The sequence below is a fragment of the Hymenobacter jejuensis genome (assembly GCF_006337165.1).
Lineage (GTDB): Bacteria > Bacteroidota > Bacteroidia > Cytophagales > Hymenobacteraceae > Hymenobacter > Hymenobacter jejuensis.
Map to the genome: position 1 here is coordinate 4,743,820 of NZ_CP040896.1, position 20,375 is coordinate 4,764,194.

The 20,375-nt window shown below is 55.2% G+C and carries 18 protein-coding genes; 9 read left to right on the top strand and 9 right to left on the bottom strand.

Annotated elements, in window-relative coordinates; translation table 11 throughout:
* Positions 1-142 precede the first annotated feature (142 nt).
* The 3 genes from FHG12_RS19540 (at position 143) to FHG12_RS19550 (ending at position 2,736) form a co-directional block, all read left to right on the top strand.
* Positions 143-1,297 carry a zinc-dependent alcohol dehydrogenase gene (locus tag FHG12_RS19540; protein ID WP_139517387.1) on the top strand — a complete coding sequence of 385 codons (1,155 nt, stop codon included), beginning with the start codon at positions 143-145 and terminating at the stop codon, positions 1,295-1,297.
* A gap of 11 nt (positions 1,298-1,308) precedes the next feature.
* Positions 1,309-1,869 (top strand): hypothetical protein, encoded by a 561-nt coding sequence (locus FHG12_RS19545; RefSeq protein ID WP_230471207.1) that lies wholly within the window; start codon positions 1,309-1,311, stop codon positions 1,867-1,869.
* A gap of 642 nt (positions 1,870-2,511) precedes the next feature.
* Entirely contained in the window at positions 2,512-2,736 is a 225-nt protein-coding gene (locus tag FHG12_RS19550; RefSeq protein ID WP_139517388.1) for a hypothetical protein, read from the top strand.
* 109 nt (positions 2,737-2,845) lie between these two features.
* Here the strand turns inward: FHG12_RS19550 and FHG12_RS19555 are convergent, their stop codons facing one another.
* Genes FHG12_RS19555 through pxpB form a run of 4 tightly spaced genes read right to left on the bottom strand, consistent with a single transcriptional unit; the run spans position 2,846 to position 6,555 of the window.
* Positions 2,846-4,036 carry an NRAMP family divalent metal transporter gene (locus FHG12_RS19555; RefSeq protein WP_139517389.1) on the bottom strand — a complete coding sequence of 397 codons (1,191 nt, stop codon included), beginning with the start codon at positions 4,034-4,036 and terminating at the stop codon, positions 2,846-2,848.
* A complete protein-coding gene (locus tag FHG12_RS19560) occupies positions 4,033-4,815 on the bottom strand; it encodes a LamB/YcsF family protein (protein WP_139517390.1) in 783 nt (260 codons plus the stop codon). The genes FHG12_RS19555 and FHG12_RS19560 overlap by 4 nt, the downstream gene beginning before the upstream one ends.
* Entirely contained in the window at positions 4,812-5,822 is a 1,011-nt protein-coding gene (locus FHG12_RS19565; RefSeq protein ID WP_139517391.1) for a 5-oxoprolinase subunit C family protein, read from the bottom strand. Before FHG12_RS19565 ends, FHG12_RS19560 begins: the two co-directional genes overlap by 4 nt.
* Entirely contained in the window at positions 5,812-6,555 is a 744-nt protein-coding gene (pxpB, locus tag FHG12_RS19570) for a 5-oxoprolinase subunit PxpB (RefSeq protein ID WP_139517392.1), read from the bottom strand. Before pxpB ends, FHG12_RS19565 begins: the two co-directional genes overlap by 11 nt.
* 169 nt (positions 6,556-6,724) lie before the next feature.
* Here pxpB and FHG12_RS19575 point away from each other — a divergent pair, with 169 nt between their 5' ends.
* Positions 6,725-9,310 (top strand): M1 family metallopeptidase, encoded by a 2,586-nt coding sequence (locus FHG12_RS19575; protein WP_139517393.1) that lies wholly within the window; start codon positions 6,725-6,727, stop codon positions 9,308-9,310.
* A 94-nt stretch (positions 9,311-9,404) separates the two neighbouring features.
* Here FHG12_RS19575 and FHG12_RS19580 read toward each other — a convergent pair whose 3' ends face one another.
* The 5 genes from FHG12_RS19580 to FHG12_RS19600 form a co-directional block, all read right to left on the bottom strand.
* Positions 9,405-9,713 (bottom strand): hypothetical protein, encoded by a 309-nt coding sequence (locus FHG12_RS19580; RefSeq protein WP_139517394.1) that lies wholly within the window; start codon positions 9,711-9,713, stop codon positions 9,405-9,407.
* 191 nt (positions 9,714-9,904) lie between these two features.
* Positions 9,905-10,453, bottom strand: a complete 549-nt coding sequence (locus tag FHG12_RS19585) for a 2'-5' RNA ligase family protein (RefSeq protein WP_139517395.1) — start codon at positions 10,451-10,453, stop codon at positions 9,905-9,907.
* Between the two features lie 229 nt (positions 10,454-10,682).
* Positions 10,683-12,077 (bottom strand): M20/M25/M40 family metallo-hydrolase, encoded by a 1,395-nt coding sequence (locus FHG12_RS19590; RefSeq protein ID WP_139517396.1) that lies wholly within the window; start codon positions 12,075-12,077, stop codon positions 10,683-10,685.
* Between the two features lie 87 nt (positions 12,078-12,164).
* Complete coding sequence (locus FHG12_RS19595; protein ID WP_165699468.1) at positions 12,165-12,593, bottom strand: histidine phosphatase family protein; 429 nt, start codon at positions 12,591-12,593, stop codon at positions 12,165-12,167.
* Positions 12,594-12,783: 190 nt separating this feature from the next.
* Positions 12,784-13,785, bottom strand: coding sequence for a DUF1028 domain-containing protein (locus tag FHG12_RS19600; RefSeq protein WP_139517398.1), 1,002 nt, complete (start codon positions 13,783-13,785; stop codon positions 12,784-12,786).
* A 121-nt stretch (positions 13,786-13,906) separates the two neighbouring features.
* On the opposite strand from FHG12_RS19600, the gene FHG12_RS21200 reads away from it, so the two are divergent.
* The 5 genes from FHG12_RS21200 to FHG12_RS19625 all read left to right on the top strand — a co-directional run bounded on the left by FHG12_RS21200 (position 13,907) and on the right by FHG12_RS19625 (position 20,300).
* Entirely contained in the window at positions 13,907-14,935 is a 1,029-nt protein-coding gene (locus FHG12_RS21200) for an ABC transporter ATP-binding protein (RefSeq protein WP_317129683.1), read from the top strand.
* Positions 14,936-15,862: 927 nt separating this feature from the next.
* Positions 15,863-17,425, top strand: a complete 1,563-nt coding sequence (locus tag FHG12_RS19610) for an ABC transporter permease/substrate-binding protein (RefSeq protein WP_139517400.1) — start codon at positions 15,863-15,865, stop codon at positions 17,423-17,425.
* Positions 17,426-17,584: 159 nt separating this feature from the next.
* Positions 17,585-18,280: a response regulator transcription factor gene (locus FHG12_RS19615; RefSeq protein WP_139517401.1), complete on the top strand. Its 696-nt coding sequence runs from the start codon at positions 17,585-17,587 to the stop codon at positions 18,278-18,280.
* A gap of 323 nt (positions 18,281-18,603) precedes the next feature.
* On the top strand, positions 18,604-19,932 hold the full coding sequence (locus tag FHG12_RS19620; protein WP_139517402.1) for a sensor histidine kinase: 1,329 nt from the start codon (positions 18,604-18,606) through the stop codon (positions 19,930-19,932).
* Between the two features lie 89 nt (positions 19,933-20,021).
* Positions 20,022-20,300 carry a hypothetical protein gene (locus FHG12_RS19625; RefSeq protein WP_139517403.1) on the top strand — a complete coding sequence of 93 codons (279 nt, stop codon included), beginning with the start codon at positions 20,022-20,024 and terminating at the stop codon, positions 20,298-20,300.
* Positions 20,301-20,375 lie beyond the last annotated feature (75 nt).

Below are 20,375 nucleotides of genomic sequence, written 5' to 3' on the forward strand. Positions count from 1 at the left end.
CTTGCTACAACCTTGCGGGTGTGGGGTAGTAAATGACTCAGGTTCGGAGGGCTTCTGAATGTGGCCACATGCCGTGGCTTCTCACTTAAAAAAAGCGCTGGGAATCGGGTTACTTTCTCCTCACCCTTTAAAGCAACGATATATGCTAGCAATGAGTTTTCGCGGCCCGCAGCGGGTCCGCGTACAGCAGAAACCCATGCCCGAGATCAAGCATCCGGAGGATGCAATTGTACGGGTAACGCGCTCCTGCATCTGCGGCTCCGACCTACATTTATACAACGGCAACGTCCCGGACACCCGCGTAGGCATGACCTTTGGCCACGAATTCATTGGCGAAGTTGTAGAAATCGGCTCGGAAGTTACCAAGCTCAAAGTGGGCGACATGGTAATAGTGCCATTTAATGTGGCTTGCGGTCGGTGTCATTTTTGCAAACAAGGCATGTTCGGCAACTGCCACGAAGCCAACCCCGAAGCAACAGCTGTGGGCGGCTTTTTCGGCTACGCCCACATTGGGGGCGGGTACGACGGCGGTCAGGCCGAATACGCTCGCGTTCCATACGCCAACGTCAGCCCGACGGTGATTCCGGAAGGCATGGACCCCGACGACGCGGTGCTGCTCACCGACGTAGTTCCGACAGGCTACCAAGCCGCCGAAATGGCTGGCATTCAGCCCGGTGACACGGTCGTGGTGTTCGGTGCTGGCCCGGTGGGCATTATGGCCGCGCGGTGCGCCTGGCTGTTTGGAGCCGGCCGCGTCATCGTGCTTGACGAGTACGACTACCGCTTGGAGTTTGTGAAAAACTACGCCAAGTGCGAGGCCTACAATTTCAAAAAGGACATGGAAGATGTAGCCATGTTCATTAAGAAGCAAACCGATTGGATGGGTGCCGACTGCTGCATTGATGCCGTGGGCGCGGAAGCTGCCGGCAACGCTGTGCAGACCATCACGGGCCGCAAGCTGCTGCTGCAAGGTGGCTCGGCTACGGCAATGCACTGGGCCATCAACTCAGTGAAAAAGGGGGGGATTATCTCAGTGGTAGGCGTTTATGGTCCCACGGACAACCTGATTCCACTGGGCAACTTCATGAACAAGGGCCTCACCATGCGCGGCAACCAAACCTCCGTGAAGCGCCTGCTGCCCCGTCTTATCGAACACGTGCAAAATGGCACGCTCAATCCGAAAGGCATCATCACGCACCGTATTCCGTTGGAAGAAGCTGCGGAGGGCTATCGCCTTTTTTCCGATAAGCTCGACAATATCATCAAACCCGTCTTGATTCCTCCTTCCGCCCGATAACCCCCACAACCATGGAACCGACTATCAACAACAGCAAGCCATCTCGCGCGCGCACCAAAACTCCGCCGACTGACCTGCCCGGCTGGGGCATCGACGCGGACCCCAAAAATGACCCTACCTACCCCATGAAGCAACGCACCGACGCGGAGCAGACGGGCTACAGCTGGGAAAGACCAACTTTGCAACAGCCCGACGTCGAGATACTTAAGTCGCTCGAACGGCCCAACCTGACGGCTGTGTTCGGCACGTCTACGCCGCCTAGCGGTTTGAGTGGCATGCTCCGTCGCCACGCCTACGCCAACTACAGCGAAAACGACAACCGGCACTGGTTCACGCTTGTGCTAGCCGACAAGATCAACGTGGTTGAATGCGTCCTCGACGATTTGGCCAGCGGCCATGTGCCCAACATCTTCAAGGAGAAAGGCTACAAAGCTTCTTGGCAACACGACCGCAAAGGTCTGATTGTCTCTCTTGGTACTACCCTAGCGATAACGGCCGGCTTGGCTTACTTGGCGTGGCCTAAGAATAAGCGGGGCAAAAAGCCAAAATCCAGGACCGTCTATCCTTCTTAAATCGCGATAGCAACAACAACAGTACTGGCAACAAAAAGCCCTGCATCCGCAAAGCGTGATGCAGGGCTTTTTGTTGCCAGTACTGAATATCTCTAAGGCATCTTGGACCTGACGCAGCTAGGAAGAGCTAAAGCCAGAAAACACCTTCAAAACCCGTAATCGGTAGAAGCAATACCAAGTATAGTATTATACTTGAGCTTTAAAGTTCTTTTGTTGGTATAGTTATAGCTAGTAATGATTCAAAGATTTGTTGTCTACATCAAATTTACGCATAATAATAAGTAAATCAACAACTTACAATAAAAAACATTAGTAAATATATATACTAAGGTTCAGTAGGCGTCCTAATTTATCAAGCGTCTTAGTCAGCAATGAACAATTTTGTATCTTATCCATTCCAATACAATTCACCACATTGGATTGATAGTCAATATACTACAAAATATGTTTTTATACAACTAATTGAAATTCAATATCTTATATAAATGCCGTGCTATCATGATACATCATTTGTATAAGAGCATAGGTACTAATTACACTTCTAGCCTCGTGGAAAAACAATAAAAAAATACATATTGTAGAAGCAATATTTTGTATGTTTGTCTTTCACCGTTCCACAACTATTTGCCACAACTCTACCTCATGCACCTTACGCAAATTCAGCAGGCGCTAATGCGCCTGGGTTTCAACGTGGACCCTGCCACGAATGTCTATTGCCAGGTCACGAACAAAGGAAAGATCAGCGTTCACCGCAGCGACAACAGCCCGACCCGCGGCCTGTTTATTGAAGGGCCGGGCGGCATTGTAGTCGGCAACCCCGTCAACGAAGACCACATGCACACCATGTTGGTAACGGCCGGGTACTAAATCCGCTCCTGACTTAAACTTCATCCCCAATCCGCTTCGCTGCGAATTGGGGATTTTTCATTTATATCTTATTGATAATCAAGCATATAAACAAGAGCCAATTTTGACACTACGCGAACAGAGTATGCGCCTGTTCGATAAAAACCCGGCTGCTCATCCAAGCCATCACCAGCACGACCAACAGGCCGCAAAAAGTCAGGAACAACGGGTGCCGGTACTCGCCTACCACCGATTTGCGGTGGGCCGCTACCAGCATTGTGCCGAGGGTAATGGGCAAAATAAAGCCGTTGAGCGCTCCAGCAAGAATCAGCAGGCTTACTGGCTTGCCAACTAGCACGAAAATGAGTGTCGACAACAGGATAAATCCGATGATGATTCGGTTTTCGTTGCGACTGATGCCGGCATGAAAAGACCGGAGAAACGTCACGGAAGTGTAAGCCGACCCAATCACCGAAGTAATTGCAGCTGAGAACATTACCACTCCGAAAAGTTTATAGCCTATCTGCCCGGCAGCCAACTTAAATACCGAAGCCGTTGGGTTGCCGGCGTCGATGGCAAGCCCTTGGCTGATCACACCGAGCGAGGCTAAAAACAGAAACACCCGGATAATCGAGGCCACCGTAATGCCCGACGCGGCGCTCGACGTAACCTGCGGCAAGGCGGCCTGCCCTTTCACGCCCGCATCCAGCAGCCGATGCCCGCCGGCAAACGTGATGTAGCCTCCCACCGTGCCCCCCACCAACGTGATGATGGACATAAAGTCGATTTTGGTAGGTGCCACCGTGCGCACCAGCGCCTCGCCCACCGGCGGACCCGACGTAACGGCCACATACACAATGCTTATGATCATGAGCAGGCCCATGATCTGCGCAAATCGGTCCATGGCTTTGCCGGCTTCCTTCACCAGAAAAATAGCGATGGCCATAGCCGCTGTAAGCAGGGCGCCCATTTGGGGCGTGATGCCAAACAGCACTTCCAGGCCCAACCCTGCCCCGGCCACATTACCGATATTGAAGGCCAACCCGCCGAGCACAATGAGCACCGCGATCAAGCTCCCCAGCCCCGGCAGCACAATGTTGGCAATGTCAGGCGCCCGCTTCTCGGCTACGGCGATGATGCGCCAGATATTCAGCTGGACGCCCAAGTCGATGAGCACGGAGGCCAGAATAACGAAGCCAAAACTGGCCCCCAAGGATTGGGTGAAAACGGTGGTCTGGGTGAGGAAGCCGGGCCCGACTGCCGATGTCGCCATCAGAAACGCGGCCCCGAGCAGTACGCTCCAATCTTTTCGTTGCTTCATACGGGCTTTGTAAGCAACGCAGCCTCTAGCACAACTCCTTCATCTGCAAGCACTTGATTAATTTGCTGGGCAAACGCCAATGCGTGTGCGCCGTCGCCGTGAATGCATACCGTATCGGCCTGAATTGCAAGATCTTCTCCGGGTAGCGTCCGGACTTTTCCTTCTTTTACCATGCGCACCACCTGCCGGATGGCTTCGTTGGGGTCGGTGATCAGCGCCTGGGGCAACCGGCGCGAAGTCAGCGTGCCGTTGGGCTGATACGTGCGGTCGGCGAAAACCTCCTGTGCCGTCCGCAGGCCCAGCTTTTGCCCGGCCCTGATCAGTTCGCTGCCGGCCAGCCCATACAGCACCAATTCCGGATTGACACGATGCAGGGCTTCCGCAATAGCCTCGGCGAGGGCCGCATTTACGGCGGCCATGTTGTAGAGGGCGCCGTGGGGTTTCAGGTGGTGCAAAGTGCCGCCTTCGGAGGCTACAAACCCAGCCAATGCCCCTAATTGGTAGACCACCATGTCGAAAGCTTCTTCCGGCGAAACTGCCATTTCGCGGCGGCCAAACCCCACCAGATCGGGCAGACCAGGGTGCGCCCCGATCGCTACGTTGTGTTGCAGGCACAGTCGCACGGTTTTTTTCATTACGGCTGGGTCGCCGGCATGGAAGCCGCAGGCAATGTTGGCCGAGGTCACAAAAGGCAGAATAGCCGCGTCGTGCCCAAGCTGGTAAGCACCGTAGCTCTCGCCCATGTCGCAGTTGAGGTCAACCTGCAAGGGTGGTGTCATGCATTCTCGATTTTAAACTGTAAACTCTTCTTAATCTGCTGAATATCTTGCTCTTGCTTGATGTACAGGCACTGTGCATCTTCCAGTGAAATCCTCTGAAACCGGATTTTTTGCCCCAGCGGCACCTGTGCCAAGCGCGAGAAATCGGCCGTAATCACCTGCGCAATGCGCGGGTAGCCACCCGTCGTTTGATGGTCGGCTAGCAACGCAATGGGGTGGCCTTCGGGCGGCACCTGAATGGTGCCAAAGGTAACAGCGCTGGATAGCAGCTCGCGCGGCTCGTCCCGAAACAAGGCCGGCCCTTGCAACCGGTAGCCCATGCGGTCGGAGTCGGAGGTAACGGTGAATTCCTGGTGCCAGAAATCGTGTTGACTGCTTTCGGTAAACAATTCGTAATCAGGGCCTTGCAAAACCCGAATAACCGGGCTCGCCACGGGCTGCGGGTAGAGCTGCGGGTCGGGAGTCCACTTGGCCTGGCCCCAATCTTTGGCGGGGTAAGCGCCAGCTAAGGCCTGCCAGAGCTTGTGCCCTTGCGGCGTAAGGCCAATGCAAGGCAGCAGATCGCCGGTTTTCAGGGCGCGGCCTCTGAACCCACCGATTTCGGCGCGCAGGTAAGTAGAATAGCTGCCCAGCACCTTCGGAATGGCGAAGCTTCCGGCCACGGCCAGATACGCCCGGATGCCCGAGCGCGGGGTGCTAAACTCCAGCACACTGCCGCGCCGCACCCACACGGGCCGGGCCATTTTTACGCGCTCGCCGTTGAGCACCGGCGACAAATCGGCACCCGTGAGGGCAATCAAATGATCGGCTTCGAAGCGGATGCGGGGGCCTAAGTAAGTGATTTCCAGGCCGGCGCTGTCTTCCGGGTTGCCCACCAGCAGGTTGGCCACGCGTAGGGCTATGGCATCCATAGCGCCGCTTACCAAAATGCCTTGCTTCTGGTAGCCGTGCCGGCCCAGGTCCTGCACCGTAGTCAGCAGCCCCGGGCTAAGAATGTTAAAACTCATACTCGCGGCGGCGTTCGAATTCCTTTTCTGTGATGGCCACAAACCGCACCCGGTCGCCGGCCTGTAACAAGCTCGGCGACGCAGCCTGCGGTTTGAATAGCTGAAGCGGCGTACGCCCAATAAGCTGCCAGCCGCCGGGCGTCTGAATCGGGTAAACGCCCGTTTGCAGCCCGCCGATCCCGACCGAGCCGGCAGGCACTTTGGTGCGCGGCTTGTCTTTGCGCGGCACCGCAATCTTCTCGTTCAGCCCACCTATGTACGGAAAGCCGGGCGCAAACCCGATCATGTACACCAAGTATTCGCCACGCGTATGCAAACTAATTACTTGTTTAACAGATAGTTGGGCGTAATCTGCTACAAACTCCAGATCGGGCCCAAACTTGCCGCCGTACCACACCGGAATCTCCACCACTTTGGAGCGCAGCTTCTCCTTCCGAGTTTCGGCTTGGCGCAGCAGATCGTGAATAAAGTGCGTTACTTCTTCATACGGATTGTAGCGGCCCGCCTGGCTCAGCACCCACGGATCATAGTAAACCGTGACGCTCGCAAAAGCCGGCACATATTCGATGAGGCCCGGAAAAGGGTGCTCGCGCAGGCAGGCGCTGAAGGCCTGCACCCGCAGGTGCGTCGGTAGCTCAATGGCGTCGCCAAACTGCACCACCAGTCCCGAATCGCCCACGGGCGCTAAGTGCGCGGCGGCTGTGCTGCTCGGGTTCCGCTGCGGGTTTTCCATTCTTGCGTCCGTTCGGAGTTGGGGTTAGCTGTGAAAGCTGGCGTTGGTATCTTGGGCCTAAAATAACGAGCAAAAAGCGGCGCACCGACCACCCGACGTGCAGTTTACAAGTATACCACGATTCGACACAAAGACTGCACTGCTATTCAGTGATCAACTCCGGTTCAGAATGAAAAACAGCTTATCTGCGTACGCCAAAGCCGGGTTTCTTGGTTTGGCGCTTGGTACTGCGGCTTGCAGCAAGAAAATGGTTATAACTGATAATCAGCCTGTTGAAAACGGTGTCTCCAAGGAACTGGCCGACAGCCGCAAGCAACGGATCAGCGACATAGCGTATGCGCTTCAGTTTACGGTTCCGGCCCGCAAAGACGACCCAATTCTCGCTTCTGAAACGGTGGCGTTCCGCCTGCACGATATTCAAGCTCCGGTACAGCTCGATTTTAAGGGAAAAGCTGATCATATTAAGTTGTTGACTATCAATCAGAAGCAAGTTGCTATTGATCACCGCAACGAGCACTTGGTATTGCCCGCTTCGGCGCTCAAAACCGGCCAAAATGAGGTAAAAATTGACTTTATCGCCGGCAATCTGTCGCTCAACCGCAGCGACGACTACCTCTACACCTTGTTAGTGCCGGAGCGCGCTCGCACGGTATTTCCCGTTTTCGATCAACCTAACCTGAAAGCGACGTTCCGGCTTTCCTTAACCTTACCGCTTGACTGGCAAGCCGTTGGGAACGGACCACTGCAAGATTCGGCAGTCGTTGGCAGTACCAAAACGTACCGCTTCGCCCCGTCCGATACGATCAGCACTTACTTGTTTTCGTTTGTGGCGGGCAAGTTTACGCGGGTTTCCCGCACGATGGCCGGCCGCCAAATGCAATTTTTGCACCGCGAAACCGACCAGGACAAGCTGCGCCTGAGCCTGGACCCCATCTTCCAGATTCATGCAGATGCGCTGGCGTTTATGCAGCAGTATACCGGCCTTCCGTATCCGTTCCGCAAATTCGATTTCGTCGCGATTCCTGATTTTCAGTACGGCGGCATGGAGCACGTGGGCGCCATCGATTATATGGCCTCCACGCTGTTTTTGGACGAAGGCGCGACGCAGGACCAAAAGATTGCGCGCTCCAACCTGATCGCCCACGAAACCGCCCACATGTGGTTCGGGGACCTCGTAACCATGCAGTGGTTCAACGACGTGTGGATGAAGGAGGTGTTCGCCAATTTCATGGCCGACAAAATCACGCAGGTGGCCGTGGCTAATTCCAACTACGACCTCAAGTTCGTCATCGACCATTACCCCGCCGCCTACGGTATCGACCGCACCAGCGGGGCCAACGCTATTCGCCAGCCACTCAACAACTTACAAGATGCAGGCTCGCTTTACGGCAACATTATCTACCACAAAGCGCCCATCATGATGCGGCAGCTGGAACGACTCATGGGCGCGGAGGCCTTTAAGCAAGGCTTGCAGGAATACCTAAAGAAGTACGCGCACGGCAACGCCACCTGGCCCGATCTGATCGCGATTCTGGATGCCCGCACACCCGCCGATTTGCAGGCCTGGAATCAGGTGTGGGTCAACGAGCCCGGCCGCCCTATCTTCGATTACAGCTTAAAAACGCAAAGCGGCCACATTACCGAGCTCACCCTCACGCAAAAGGCCGAAGACGGTTCCGACCGAATCTGGCCCCAACTGTTTGAGGTGACCTTGGTGTACCCCAACGGCGCTAAAGAGCTAACTGTGAACATGAACAAGCGGCAGGTAACAGTTCCTTCCGCGGCGGGCGCGCCGGCGCCTTCGTACATTTTATTCAACTCGTCGGGGTTGGGCTACGGCGTTTTCCCGGTCGAAAAGCCCATGGCCGCTGGCATGGCGGCATTGTCAAATCCGGTGGCGCGGGCCTCGGCCTACATCAACCTTTACGAAAACATGCTCAACCGCCGGGCTTTGGCTCCGGCGCAGTTGCTGGCCGTGTACCGGCAGGCGCTAACCAGCGAGACCGAAGAACTGAACCTGAAACTGCTAACCGGGCAAATCAGCGATATCTTCTGGAAGTTTTTGCCGCCGCCCGCTCGCGTAGCACTCGCTCCGAGTCTGGAGAAAGAGCTTTGGCAAACCATGCAGCAGCAGGCAGCCCCCAACTCCAAGAAGCTGTTATTCAAGGCTTACCAATCCGTGGCGCTGACCGCGGCGGCACAAAGCCAGTTGTATCGGGTGTGGGAGAAAGAGCAGGCGCCGGCCGGCGTGAAGCTAACGGAGGATGACTACACTGCCCTGGCCTTGGCACTAGCCGTGCGCGATTATGCCGCCGATGGGCAACTCCTGACCAAGCAATTGGCCCGCATCAAAAACCCCGACCGGCGCAAGCGCATGGAGTTTCTGATGCCCGCACTCTCGGCGGACGAGAAAACCCGCGATGCGTTTTTTGCTTCGTTGCAGGATGCCCAAAACCGGGAAAAGGAAGCGCGGGTCGTGGCGGCTTTGGGCTACTTGCATCATCCGTTGCGCCTCGCGACTTCCGAAAAATACCTACCCAAAAGTTTGGCTTTGCTGGAAGAAATTCAGCTGACGGGCGATATTTTCTTTCCGTATTCGTGGCTGCAAGCCACATTTGGGGCTTACCAAAGCCCTACGGCAGCCGCTACGGTTCGCACGTTTCTGCAGCAACACCCCGACTACAATCCTAAGCTGCGTGCCAAAATACTACAGGCCACCGATGATCTTTTCCGTGCCGAAAAACTAATGTTATAGGTAATATAACTGCCAATAATAATTCAGATTACCAGATTTGCATTCAGTCGATAAAACTAAAAAATATACAAGTAATAAAATTCGCAATTAAATTCTAAAGCCGAGCAAACGCCATCTGCTCGACCATTACATCCTGCAAAAATAGCCGAGCGATTCCTATTTGCTCAAAAGTCAATTCTGGCGACAAAGTCGGTTGTAGAATGTCAATTAAGCTCAACAATTCCGCCTTTGAAAGACTAATGCTTTCCTGACGCTGCAATGTATCGTATAACTTTCGCAAATCAGACATAACTTGCTCGTTTTCAATGCTTTGCAGGCCATCCTTGGTATTTACTAAAACTATAGCTTTGCTTATAATCGTTGCATATACCTTTGGCACATGAAAAATATATCGTTCACTCATAACAATGAGACTTTATAGCAGCACAAACTAGGAGTACGATTGATTTACAATCATTTTTATTTAATACTCCTATCCGAAAGAATTGTTATCATTATCCTGATAAAAGGCACAAATTATACTAAAGCTCAACAAGTAAAATTAATACATAGGAATGAATCTATTCTTTCTTACAATTAGCTTACCCTACTTAATTAGTTTGTCGGGTCGTTTAATCCAAACTCCTCTATTACGTGCCACGACCGGCCATCGTGGCGAAAGAGCTGAAAGGCTCGGACCGAAAATTCCGCTTCGAAATGCCGGGCTGCAAAAAGCGTGCGTAATTCGGGTACTTGTGCCGAAGACAAATCGCGCGTGGCCAAGGTCATGTGTGGGGTGAAAGGCCGCTTTTCGCGGGGCACCTCGGGCAAATGAGTGGCGCACCATGCCTCAAGCTGCGCCTGAAAAGCCTGTATGCCAGTAGGTTGGTTTATCTGCACAAATAAAGTCCGGTCACCGAACCAGGCGAAGTTGCGTAGGCCGACTGCAAATGGCGCCTGCGTAGCCGCAAACGCCGAGAGCGCAGCACGAAATTTGATTTCGAATTCTGGTGGCTGCCGCAACGGCGGTATCAGGGTGATGTGCGCGGGCAGCTTCAAAGCGTTACGGCTTCCCGTGAGGCGGTGTACTTCCTGCTTCAACCCCCACACCTCCGACAAAACCGGCTCCGGCGGCATCACCGCGACGAGATACAAAACATTCATAGTATTGATAATATATTATGTATCAACAAGATATATTATTACCGGCATCACCTTCAAGACTCCCACCAGTCGCACAAAAGAGCCGGCTGTCATCCTGAGCTTTGCGAAGGACCTCCTCCCGGAACAACAATTTGTTCTGGCGAAATAAGGTCCTTCGCAAAGCTCAGGATGACAGCCGGGTGAAGTGAGCAGACGGCCAAACAACGACGTAATACTGCCCAAGCAGGTCTTACAGGCCGTATTTGCTGATTAAATAGATCAGGGAGGCCATGCTGGCGCCGCCTAGCTCCAACTCGCGCCGGTTGACTTTGTCGAAGGTATCGGCGGCAGTGTGGTGGATGTCGAAGTAGCGCTGGTCGTCGCATTCGTAGCCGATGAGGGCCTTCACTTGGCCTTTAAGTGGCCCAATGTCGGTACCGCCGTGGCCAACGCTGATTTCCTCGCTGTGGTAGGGCACAAACAGTGGACTCCATTGCTGCACCTTCGCCACCACAGCCGGGTCGCCTTCCACGCCGAAACCGCGCGGTGTGAACCCGCCCCCATCCGACTCCATAGCGGCCACATGCTTTTCGCCGGCAGCTTTGGCTAGCTCGGCGTACTTGTTGCCGCCGCGGGTACCGTTTTCTTCGTTCATAAACAGCACCGCCCGCACCGTGCGCTCGGGCCGCAGCCCCGTGGCCTTGAGCAGACGCAGCACTTCCATGCTTTGCACGCAACCCGTGCCATCGTCGTGGGCACCCTGGGCCAGATCCCACGAGTCGAGGTGGCCACCCACGGTGATGATCTCATCGGGGTACTTCGACCCTTTTATCTCACCAACTACGTTAAACGACTTAACCTCAGGCAGTTGCTGACAAGCCATTTCCAGCTCCACGGTCAGGCCGGGGTCGGCTTTGAGCAGGTGGCTCAACTCGTCGGCGCCGTTGGTGCTGAGAGCCGCGGCAGGCACTTTCGTGACTTTTTCGTCGTAGGCCATGGTGCCCGTGTGCGGAAAATCGTCGTGGGCCAGCGAGAGCGAACGCACCAACGCACCCACAGCGCCCTTTTTAGCCGCTTCGATGGCGCCCCGGCGGCGCTGGTCGCCGGCGTCGCCGTAGGCCCGGCCCGTTTCGATGAACGTCGGGTTCATGGGGCGGTTGAAGAACACGAATTTGCCCTTCACCTTTTCGGCGGGCATAGCCTCCAGCTCGGCCCAAGTATCAATTTCTACCACGCCGGCCCGCAGCTTGCCGTTGGTGCCCACCGAGCCACCCAACGCACACACGTTCAGGTCGATGCCTTTGCCTTTGGCTGGTTTGATCTGGGCTTTTTCCTTGGCTCCGCGCACCCAGTGCGGTACCATTACTTCCTGCAGGTATACGCGGTCGAGTCCGAGCTTTTCCATCGTCACTTTGCCCCAATCGACGGCTTGCTGAGCCTGCGGCGAACCACTCAGGCGGCCACCGATCTTACCGGTAAGCTGGCGTAGGTTCTCATAGCTTTCGCCGTGCAACAGGGCCTGGTCGTAAATTTTGCGGATGTTGATGGAATCGGTTTTGGCGGTGGTTTGGGCGGCGGCGGGTGCAGTAGCCGAGAGCAGAGCAAAACCTAAAGCAGCCTGCCACCGAGAAAAGAAAGGGATCATATAGTAAAAACGTAAAGCGTAAAAGTTGAGGAGCTTTGCCCAGGAATTCAGCCGCCGAAGATAGAGCTACGGGACGCCGGACAAAACTTATTTCTGGCCTGCGCCATAGCGCGTGGCTTTTGCGGTGCTTGCGCCCTGCGCAGGCACTTTGACTTCGAGCAAATAATTGAATTCGGCATCGCCGATTGTCGGGACTGGGCGCGTGGCCCCGAGCGCTTCGGCTGTTTCCAGAATGGTGTTGGAATGCCCCACCACCACTACGGTTTTGCCGGCGTAGGTTTGTTTGATCTGGGTGGCCAACTCCGTGAGCTGCCGCGGATTATACACTTGCGGCGTAAGCTTCAGGGCCGCGGCAAGGGGAGCCACGGTGGCACGTGTGCGGCGGGTATCAGTGGTAAAAATGGCCGCGACTGGCTTGCTTTTGAGCTTGGCGCGCAAGGCCAGCGCCCGCTGCTCACCGGCCGGCGTGAGGGGTGGATCGTTGGCGGGCTCGGTGCCCTTTTCGGCGTGGCGCACGATGTAAACGGTTGTTACAGAGCCTTTTGCAAGATCAGCGTTCCCGGATTGCGAAGCGGCACATCCAGTAAAGCACAGGAAAAGACAAATGATTGATAACCAACGAAGTGCAGTACACATACAACGAGCAAAAAAGAGGTGTAACGATTCAGGGTGCGGCCAAAGACAAGCCCGATGCTCGGAAGCTGCTTTATTTCAGGCTAAGAATCTGCTTTAACTCGGCGTCGCTGACCGTGAGCAGGCCGACTTTGGGCAGCCGCTCGGTGAGGATGCGCCAGTTAGGCTCTTCCTTAAAAATCGGGCGGAGCAGCGCCAGCGCAGCAGGCACTTGCTGCTTGTTGGCCAGCGTGATGGCGTGCCAGTATTTCATTTCCAGGTTGTTAGGAAACATTTTCTCGGCGGCCTGATATTCCTGAATGGCCTTGGGCATGTCGTTTTTTTCCACGGCCAAATCGCCGGCGTTCATGTGCTCGTAGGCGCGGTGCAGCTTCAGCAGACGGCGCAGCTCGGTGAGCGGGGCCGCATTGTCGTCCACACGCAAATCGACGAGGCGGTCGGCCCAGGGGCCTTCGGTGGCCTTGCCGCGCACCACCAACAGCGCCGCCGATTGCCGGCCGCGAATGTCGCCGCCGGCTGCCTGGGCCGCGTCAAGCGCGGCCAGCACACGCTCAGCCAGGGGCAAACTGGCGTTTTGCTCGTAAGCTTTGGCCATAGCGGGCCATACTTTGTCATTGAGCATCATGTTGGCCTGCACCGAAAACTCCTTGCCGGCGATGTGCCCGGCCATGTCGACGCATTTTTTGCCGGTGTGCACGGCCACACGGCCCTGGTTGTCGAGAATGGCGACCTGGCGCACATCACGGCCTTCGTCGTTGGCAAGTAACTCATCCAGTGCTTGTTGAGCCGATTTACCGCTTTTCAACAACGCCAACCCGCGCAACCCAAACGACTTGTTGGTAAACGACTGCGTAGCCACGACGCCCACACCCGCCTCGCCCCACGAAACCGACGTCCCGACCGAAAACCAATGGCTTTGCACGGCCACGGCCATGTCGCCGGTGGCGGGGTCGCGGGCCACGATGGAGAAGGTATGCGCCAGTGGATCGGTGGTCGAATATACTTGAGCCGCAGCAACTTGGGCCAACCCGAGCAGCAGAACCGCCAAGGCGACCAGAGAGCGTTTTAGAAACATAAAGCAGATAGTTGTTAAGGGAAAGGCGCGTCAAGATAAATCCAAAATGGTGAGCAACTTACCGCCGGGCCAATTTCCCGATTCAGCCCTACCTTTCCGGCTGCCACTTGTCCTCCTTCGCGTGACTTCATCTGCCTCGTCCTCCCCTGCTATCATTCGCGTTCGTGGCCTCAGCAAGCGCTACGGCAACCATACGGTGGTCAACGACGTGGGCTTTACCCTAGCGGCCGGCGAAACCCTGGTGCTGCTCGGCCCCAGCGGCTGCGGCAAAACAACGCTGCTCAAGATGCTCAACCGCCTCATCGAGCCCGATGCGGGCACGGTGGAAGTAAATGGCAGCGACATCCGAACGCAAAAACCGGAGCTGCTGCGGCGTGGCATTGGCTATGTTATTCAGCAGGTTGGCCTGTTGCCCCATTACACCGTGGCCGAAAATGTGGCTGTAGTTCCGACACTGCTCGGTCACAACCCCGCCGACATCTCGACGCGCACCACCGCCTTGCTCACGCGCCTGCACCTGCCCGCCGAACGCTACGCCGGCCAATATCCCAGCCAGCTTTCGGGCGGGCAGCAGCAGCGCGTGGGCCTAGCGCGGGCGTTGGCCGCCGATCCGCCGATTATTCTCATGGATGAGCCCTTCGGCGCCCTCGACCCCATTACCCGCGCCGCCATCCGCCGCGATTTTCGCGAATTGGAAGAGCTACGCAACAAAACCATCGTGCTCGTGACCCACGATGTGGCCGAAGCCTTCGAGCTAGCCGACCGCATTGCCCTGCTCGACGGCGGCGTGGTGCAACAGCTGGGCACGCCGCGGGAGTTGCTGTTTCGGCCCGCGAATGATTTTGTGCGGCGCTTCTTCGAGGCCGAACGCCTGAGCCTACAAATGCAGGTTTTGCAACTATCTGATTTACTGATTTTTATAAAATCAACAAATCATCAGCAATCTCTGGCTTCGGCTCTACCGAGTCTCCCAGCGTCAGCTACGATACGCGAGGCGCTGGAAGCACTTACGCGGCCCTCAGAGACGCCTGATCCTCAGCTTTTTATTACGCAGGATTCCGTCAATGCCCAGCCAGTAACGCTCTCGCAACTCATGCTCGCTTTTGGCGAAGCAGTGCAGTCGATAAAGACTACCCGCGTGGAGGAATGATTGGCCTTTGGAATTTCGTGGGAACTGTAGCTTTCTGATTGTAGCTTGAATCGCTTATATAGAATAATCTTGACAACACTAAAAAACATTAGGAATGGGCTTTGTTGAATACATATTCTACTGCAATTATATTCTTTTTGAGAAGTTAAGGAAAAGCGATTTTCCTGAAATCAAGTCAATTGCTGTAATGGCATCTAGTTTTTGTTGCTTGATCATTACTCTATTATTTTCATTTGGATTGTTTTACAAAACGATCCATAATATAGGAGTAAGCTTTATTTTATTGATTATTTTATACATATTTCTATATATTTACATTATAAGACATGATCGATACAAACTAATAGTAAAACATTATGCAAAAAGAACAAACTCAGCAACACTAGATATATTTTTCTCAATCACAATAACTATGATAAATTATTTTTCAATTGTCATATATGCCTATTTTAGATCAATCTAGATACATCCCTGCATTGGCGCGCGTAGGGTTAAGAATGCATTACCTTTTATACTCTTAAACAGAATGCGATTAAAAATAACAGAAACAGACTTCACAAATACGTTTGATTGGCTCTTTATACTTACTGACGAAAGCGGAAAAGTCTTTTATATAATGGAGCATTTATTTTATAAAAAACATAATTTAATTAATCCTATAACTAGAAAAGAATTAGACACTTATGACAAAGGTCAATGGATAACAGCTTTTATTAAAGAAATAGATGGAGTCGAGACTGTAATTAAAATAGCTTAACCACTCCCTTGCTGGCACGCTTGCAAAGTAGTACTGATATATCCCAGCCCACTGCCACGACAGCAGGTGCTGTGGCAATAGTCATAACTCACCGCATTTCCGTTTTAGCAGCTTAATTTTCACCGAGGCAACCAACTTGGCCGTACCCAGATTCAACCCCAAAAAGCCGCGTGCAAACCCTCACTGAACTCTTTGCCTTCTGGCACGCGCAGGCCGACAAGCTAGCGCAACAAACCGTGCAGCACATTGGCCTCACGGCGGCTTCGCTGCTGCTGGGCGTGCTGGTGGGCGTGCCGCTGGGGCTGTTTCTGACCCGGAAGCCGCGTTGGGCCCCGGCGGTGCTGGGCCTGACGGGCGTGTTGCAGACCATCCCGAGCATTGCGCTGCTGGGCTTCCTGATTCCGGCGATGGGCATCGGGCCGAAGCCGGCCATTTTCGCGCTGTTCCTGTATTCGCTGCTCCCGATTGTGCGCAACACGCTGACGGGCGTGCAGGGCGTGAGTCCGGCCGTAGTGGAAGCGGCTCGCGGTCTGGGACTTACGAACTGGCAGATTCTGAGGCGCGTGGAGCTGCCGCTGGCGCTGCCGGTGCTATTTGCGGGTATTCGCACGGCCACGGTCATCAATGTGGGTGTAGCAACGCTAGCGGCCTACATCGCAGCGGGCGGGTTGGGCGAGTTCATTTTTGGCGGCATCGCCCTGAACAACCCCGCCATGATCCTGGCCGGCGCGATTCCGGCTGCGGCGCTGGCCTTGGTTTTCGATGCGGCGCTGGCGGGCTTGCAGCGCCTTTCGGTGCGACGGCTGGTGCGCGTGGGCGCGGTGCTGCTGGTGGCGTTGCCGGTGTTGGCGGGCCTGTATTTGTTGCCGCGCGCAACCAGCAAGCTGTTGGCGGGGTTTAGTCCGGAATTTGTAGGCCGCGCCGACGGGTTGCCGGGCCTGCGCCAGACGTACGGCTTAAAGCCCACGAACGTAATCCTGGCCCCGGCCCTCGTGTACGAAGCCGCTCGCCACCGCGACGTCGACCTGATCGACGGCTATTCCACCGACGGCCGCATCAAGGCCTATCACCTGCGCGTGCTCCGCGACGACCGCCGGGCGTTTCCGCCGTATTTCGCTGCTCCCGTGGTGCGCCCGCAGGTGCTGGCCGATCATCCCGAATTGCGTGCGGTGCTGGAAATGCTGGCCGGCCAAATCAACGATTCGGTGATGACGGATCTGAATTACCAGGTCGATTACCTCCACCACGAACCGCGTGCCGTAGCGCTGGCTTTTTTGCGCCAGAGGGGGCTATGGCGCGCGCCGCAGCCAATAAGCGGACCTGCTATCGTGTTGGGTTCCAAGATCTTTGCCGAGCAATACATTCTGGCTGAGATGTACGCGGCCCTTATTCGCGGCTACACGTCGCTCGATGTAAAAACCAAAACCGGCCTGGGCGGCACCAACATTTGCTTCGAAGCGCTGCGCACCGGCGCCATCGACCTCTATCCCGAATATACGGGCACGGGGCTGCTGGTGCTGCTTCAGCCCTCGCCCGCAACGCTCGACTCGCTGGGTGGCGATCCGCAGGCGGTGTATCGCTATGTGCAGCAACGCTTTCGGCAACGTTTTGATTTAGAATGGCTTACGCCGTTGGGTTTTAACAACACCTACGCGTTATTGATGCGTCAGCAGCAGGCTGCACAATTGGGCATCGGCTCAATTTCGGAGTTGGGCGCGTATCTGAAGCAATAGGACCACTGCGCAAGCTTTGTAGTCAGCTGTCCCTCAACGAGCTATGCAAGCTGCTGGAAATGAACACTAAGTCCGTGCTAGGGATTGCCCTTCATCCCCTCTTCACAGCTGCTATGCGTATGTTGTGGTGAAAACCCGTATCAATCCCCTCGCTTTGCTATGCACGTCCTGATTGTTGAAGACGAAAAAAGCCTGCACCAAGAGGTGCGGCAGTTCCTGACGCAAGCGCAATACCTCTGCGACTCGGCCTATACGCACGCTGAGGCTTCGGAAAAGATTTTTGTGAACAGCTATGATTTCGTGTTGCTCGACTTGGGCCTGCCCGACGGCGATGGCTTAAGTCTGCTGCGGGAAGCCCGCGAAAACGAAAACCAGGACGCCTCTTTCATCATCCTTACCGCCCGCGGTGCCCTCGACGACCGCATCAAAGGCCTCGATCTAGGCGCCGACGACTACCTACCTAAGCCCTTCTCCCTCTTGGAGTTACTGAGCCGGATGCAGGCTATCACGCGCCGCAAATTCGGACTAAAGCGGCAGGAAATGACGTTCGGCCAGGGCTTCCACTTGGATGTCACGGGCCGCACCCTGCGCCACGAAGGCAACGAAGTCGTGCTCACAAAAAAGGAGTTTGACCTGCTACACTACTTGCTGCTGCACAAAAACCGCGTGCTCACGCGCCTTCAGCTTGGCGAACACCTCTGGGGCAACGTGCTCGAAGACGACTCGGACTCCAATTACATCGACGTGCACATCAAAAATATCCGCAAAAAACTCAGCCAATACGCGCCCACCGACTTCCTGGAAACCGTGCGCGGCATCGGTTACCGGGTAGTGCAGCCGGAGAATCAAAGCTGAAAAGCAAACCGCGCGGAAATTAGAATTCCCCTCCTTTTTTCAAGGAGGGGTGCCCGCAAGGCGAGGTGGTAACGGCGTTGTTTGGTTGTTTAGCTGCTTCCCAATGAAAGTGGTCATGCAGAGCGAGCGCGAAGCATCTCTCCCGCTTCGTTGAGTTACTAATTAGCAGAGGTGCTACGCTGCGCATGACCTCCTACGGTTTATTACTCATACTAAATAACATCAGCAACGAGCCAACCACCCCAGCGGCAGCTTCGCTGCCGCGTCCCCTCCTCGGCTGAGGAGGGGAGTTTCTTTTATATAACCATTTAGTAACCAACACATTGCGTCTCGAAGCAAAACAGGCTCTTTTCAATGCGCTTTCGAAGCTGCTGCTGGTGCTGACGGGCGCGTTGGTGATTCCGCCGGTGGTGAGCCGGGTGGCGGTGGGGCACACGGACCAGCGGCTGTACGAGAAGCAGGCCGAGGTGCTCAACCTCATCAAGCGCGACGGCATCACGGCGTTTGTGCGCGAAGAGCAAGACGAAACCTACGCCGATTACAACCTGCTCAAGCAGGAATACATCACCCTTTCGCCGCTGCCCACGGCCAAAGCGCCCGATCAGGCTGTCCACATCTTCAACGAGCCGCGGCAGGTGGGCAACGAGATCGAAGATTTCCGGATTTTGAGCTCCGAGTTTCGGGCCAAAGGCCGCCCCTACCGCCTGGAAATCGGGAGCAGCCTGGCCACGGTGGAGCTGCTCACGGCCACGCTCCGGCACATGGCGTTGTGGGTGCTCATTGTGGGGGCGCTGCTGACGGTGATCACCGACGCGGCTTTTTCGCACTACCTGCTCAGCCCATTGCGCCGCCTGATTTCGCAAAAGCTTCAGGGCGTACACCACCCGTCGGCCTTTCCGTTCGAGTCCATTCCGACTACTACCACCGACTTCCGGCGCCTCGACGACAGCCTTAACGAGATGATGCGCACGATTCAGTCGGCGTTTGAAAAGGAGCGCGAATTCATGTCCAACGTTTCGCATGAGTTGCTTACGCCGGTGAGCATCCTGCAATCGCGGTTTGAGAACATGCTGCAAGACCCCGAGCTGGGCCACGCGCACTCGCTCAAAATCGTGGATTCGCAGAAGACGCTTTACCGCCTGCGCAATACGGTCAAAACCCTGCTGCTCATCGCCAACATCGAAAACGAGCAATATCTGCGCGACGAGTCGGTATCGTTGGCGGCGGTGCTGGCCGACGTCACCAACGAGCTGGAAGACCGTCTGGCCCAGCGCGAACTAAAGCTGCTGGTCGACCTGAAACCCGATTACGTGCTGACGGCGGCCAACCGCACGCTGCTGTTTACGCTGCTCTTCAACCTGATCAGCAACGCCATCAAATACAACCATTGGGGCGGCAGCATTACCATTCAGGGCGCCATGCAGGCCAAGGGCTACTTGCTCAGCGTCACAGACAGCGGGCCAGGCATTGCGCCCGAGCATCTGCCGCACCTCTTCGATCGGTTTCGGCGGTTCAATTCGGGGGCGGCTTCGCCGGAAGGTTATGGCCTGGGCCTGCCCATCGCCAAGACCATTGCCGAGTTTCACAAAGCTGTACTGAGCGTGGAATCGGTGCTGGGCAAAGGGACTACGTTTAAGCTTTTATTTACCTGACTGACAAGCCGTAACCTCACTTATTCTTCATAATGGAGGAGCTATCTTGAGGCTATATTTCCTTTCCTTCCATCCTATTTTCCCACCCCATGAAAAAGTCCATCGTTCTGCTCGCCGCCCTTACTTTGTCGCTGGCTGGCTTCGCTCAAACCACGCAGTCCAAAACTGCTTCTACTTCGACTTCTTCCTCGGCAAATGGCACCCAGAAAACGGCCACCCAGACCAAGGAAATGAAAACGCCCAGCGGCCAGACCAAGTCGTCGTCGATGACCAAAACTTCGACCAAGCCCGTGATGAAGCATGCCGGCACGGCGCACGCGCACAAGAAGGTAACCGCCGTCAAGACCACTACGAAGCAGGGCATGTAACCCTCGCTTTTGCGTTGCCAACTATACAAAAGCCCTGATGCACAATCAGGGCTTTTGTAGTTACACAATTACTTG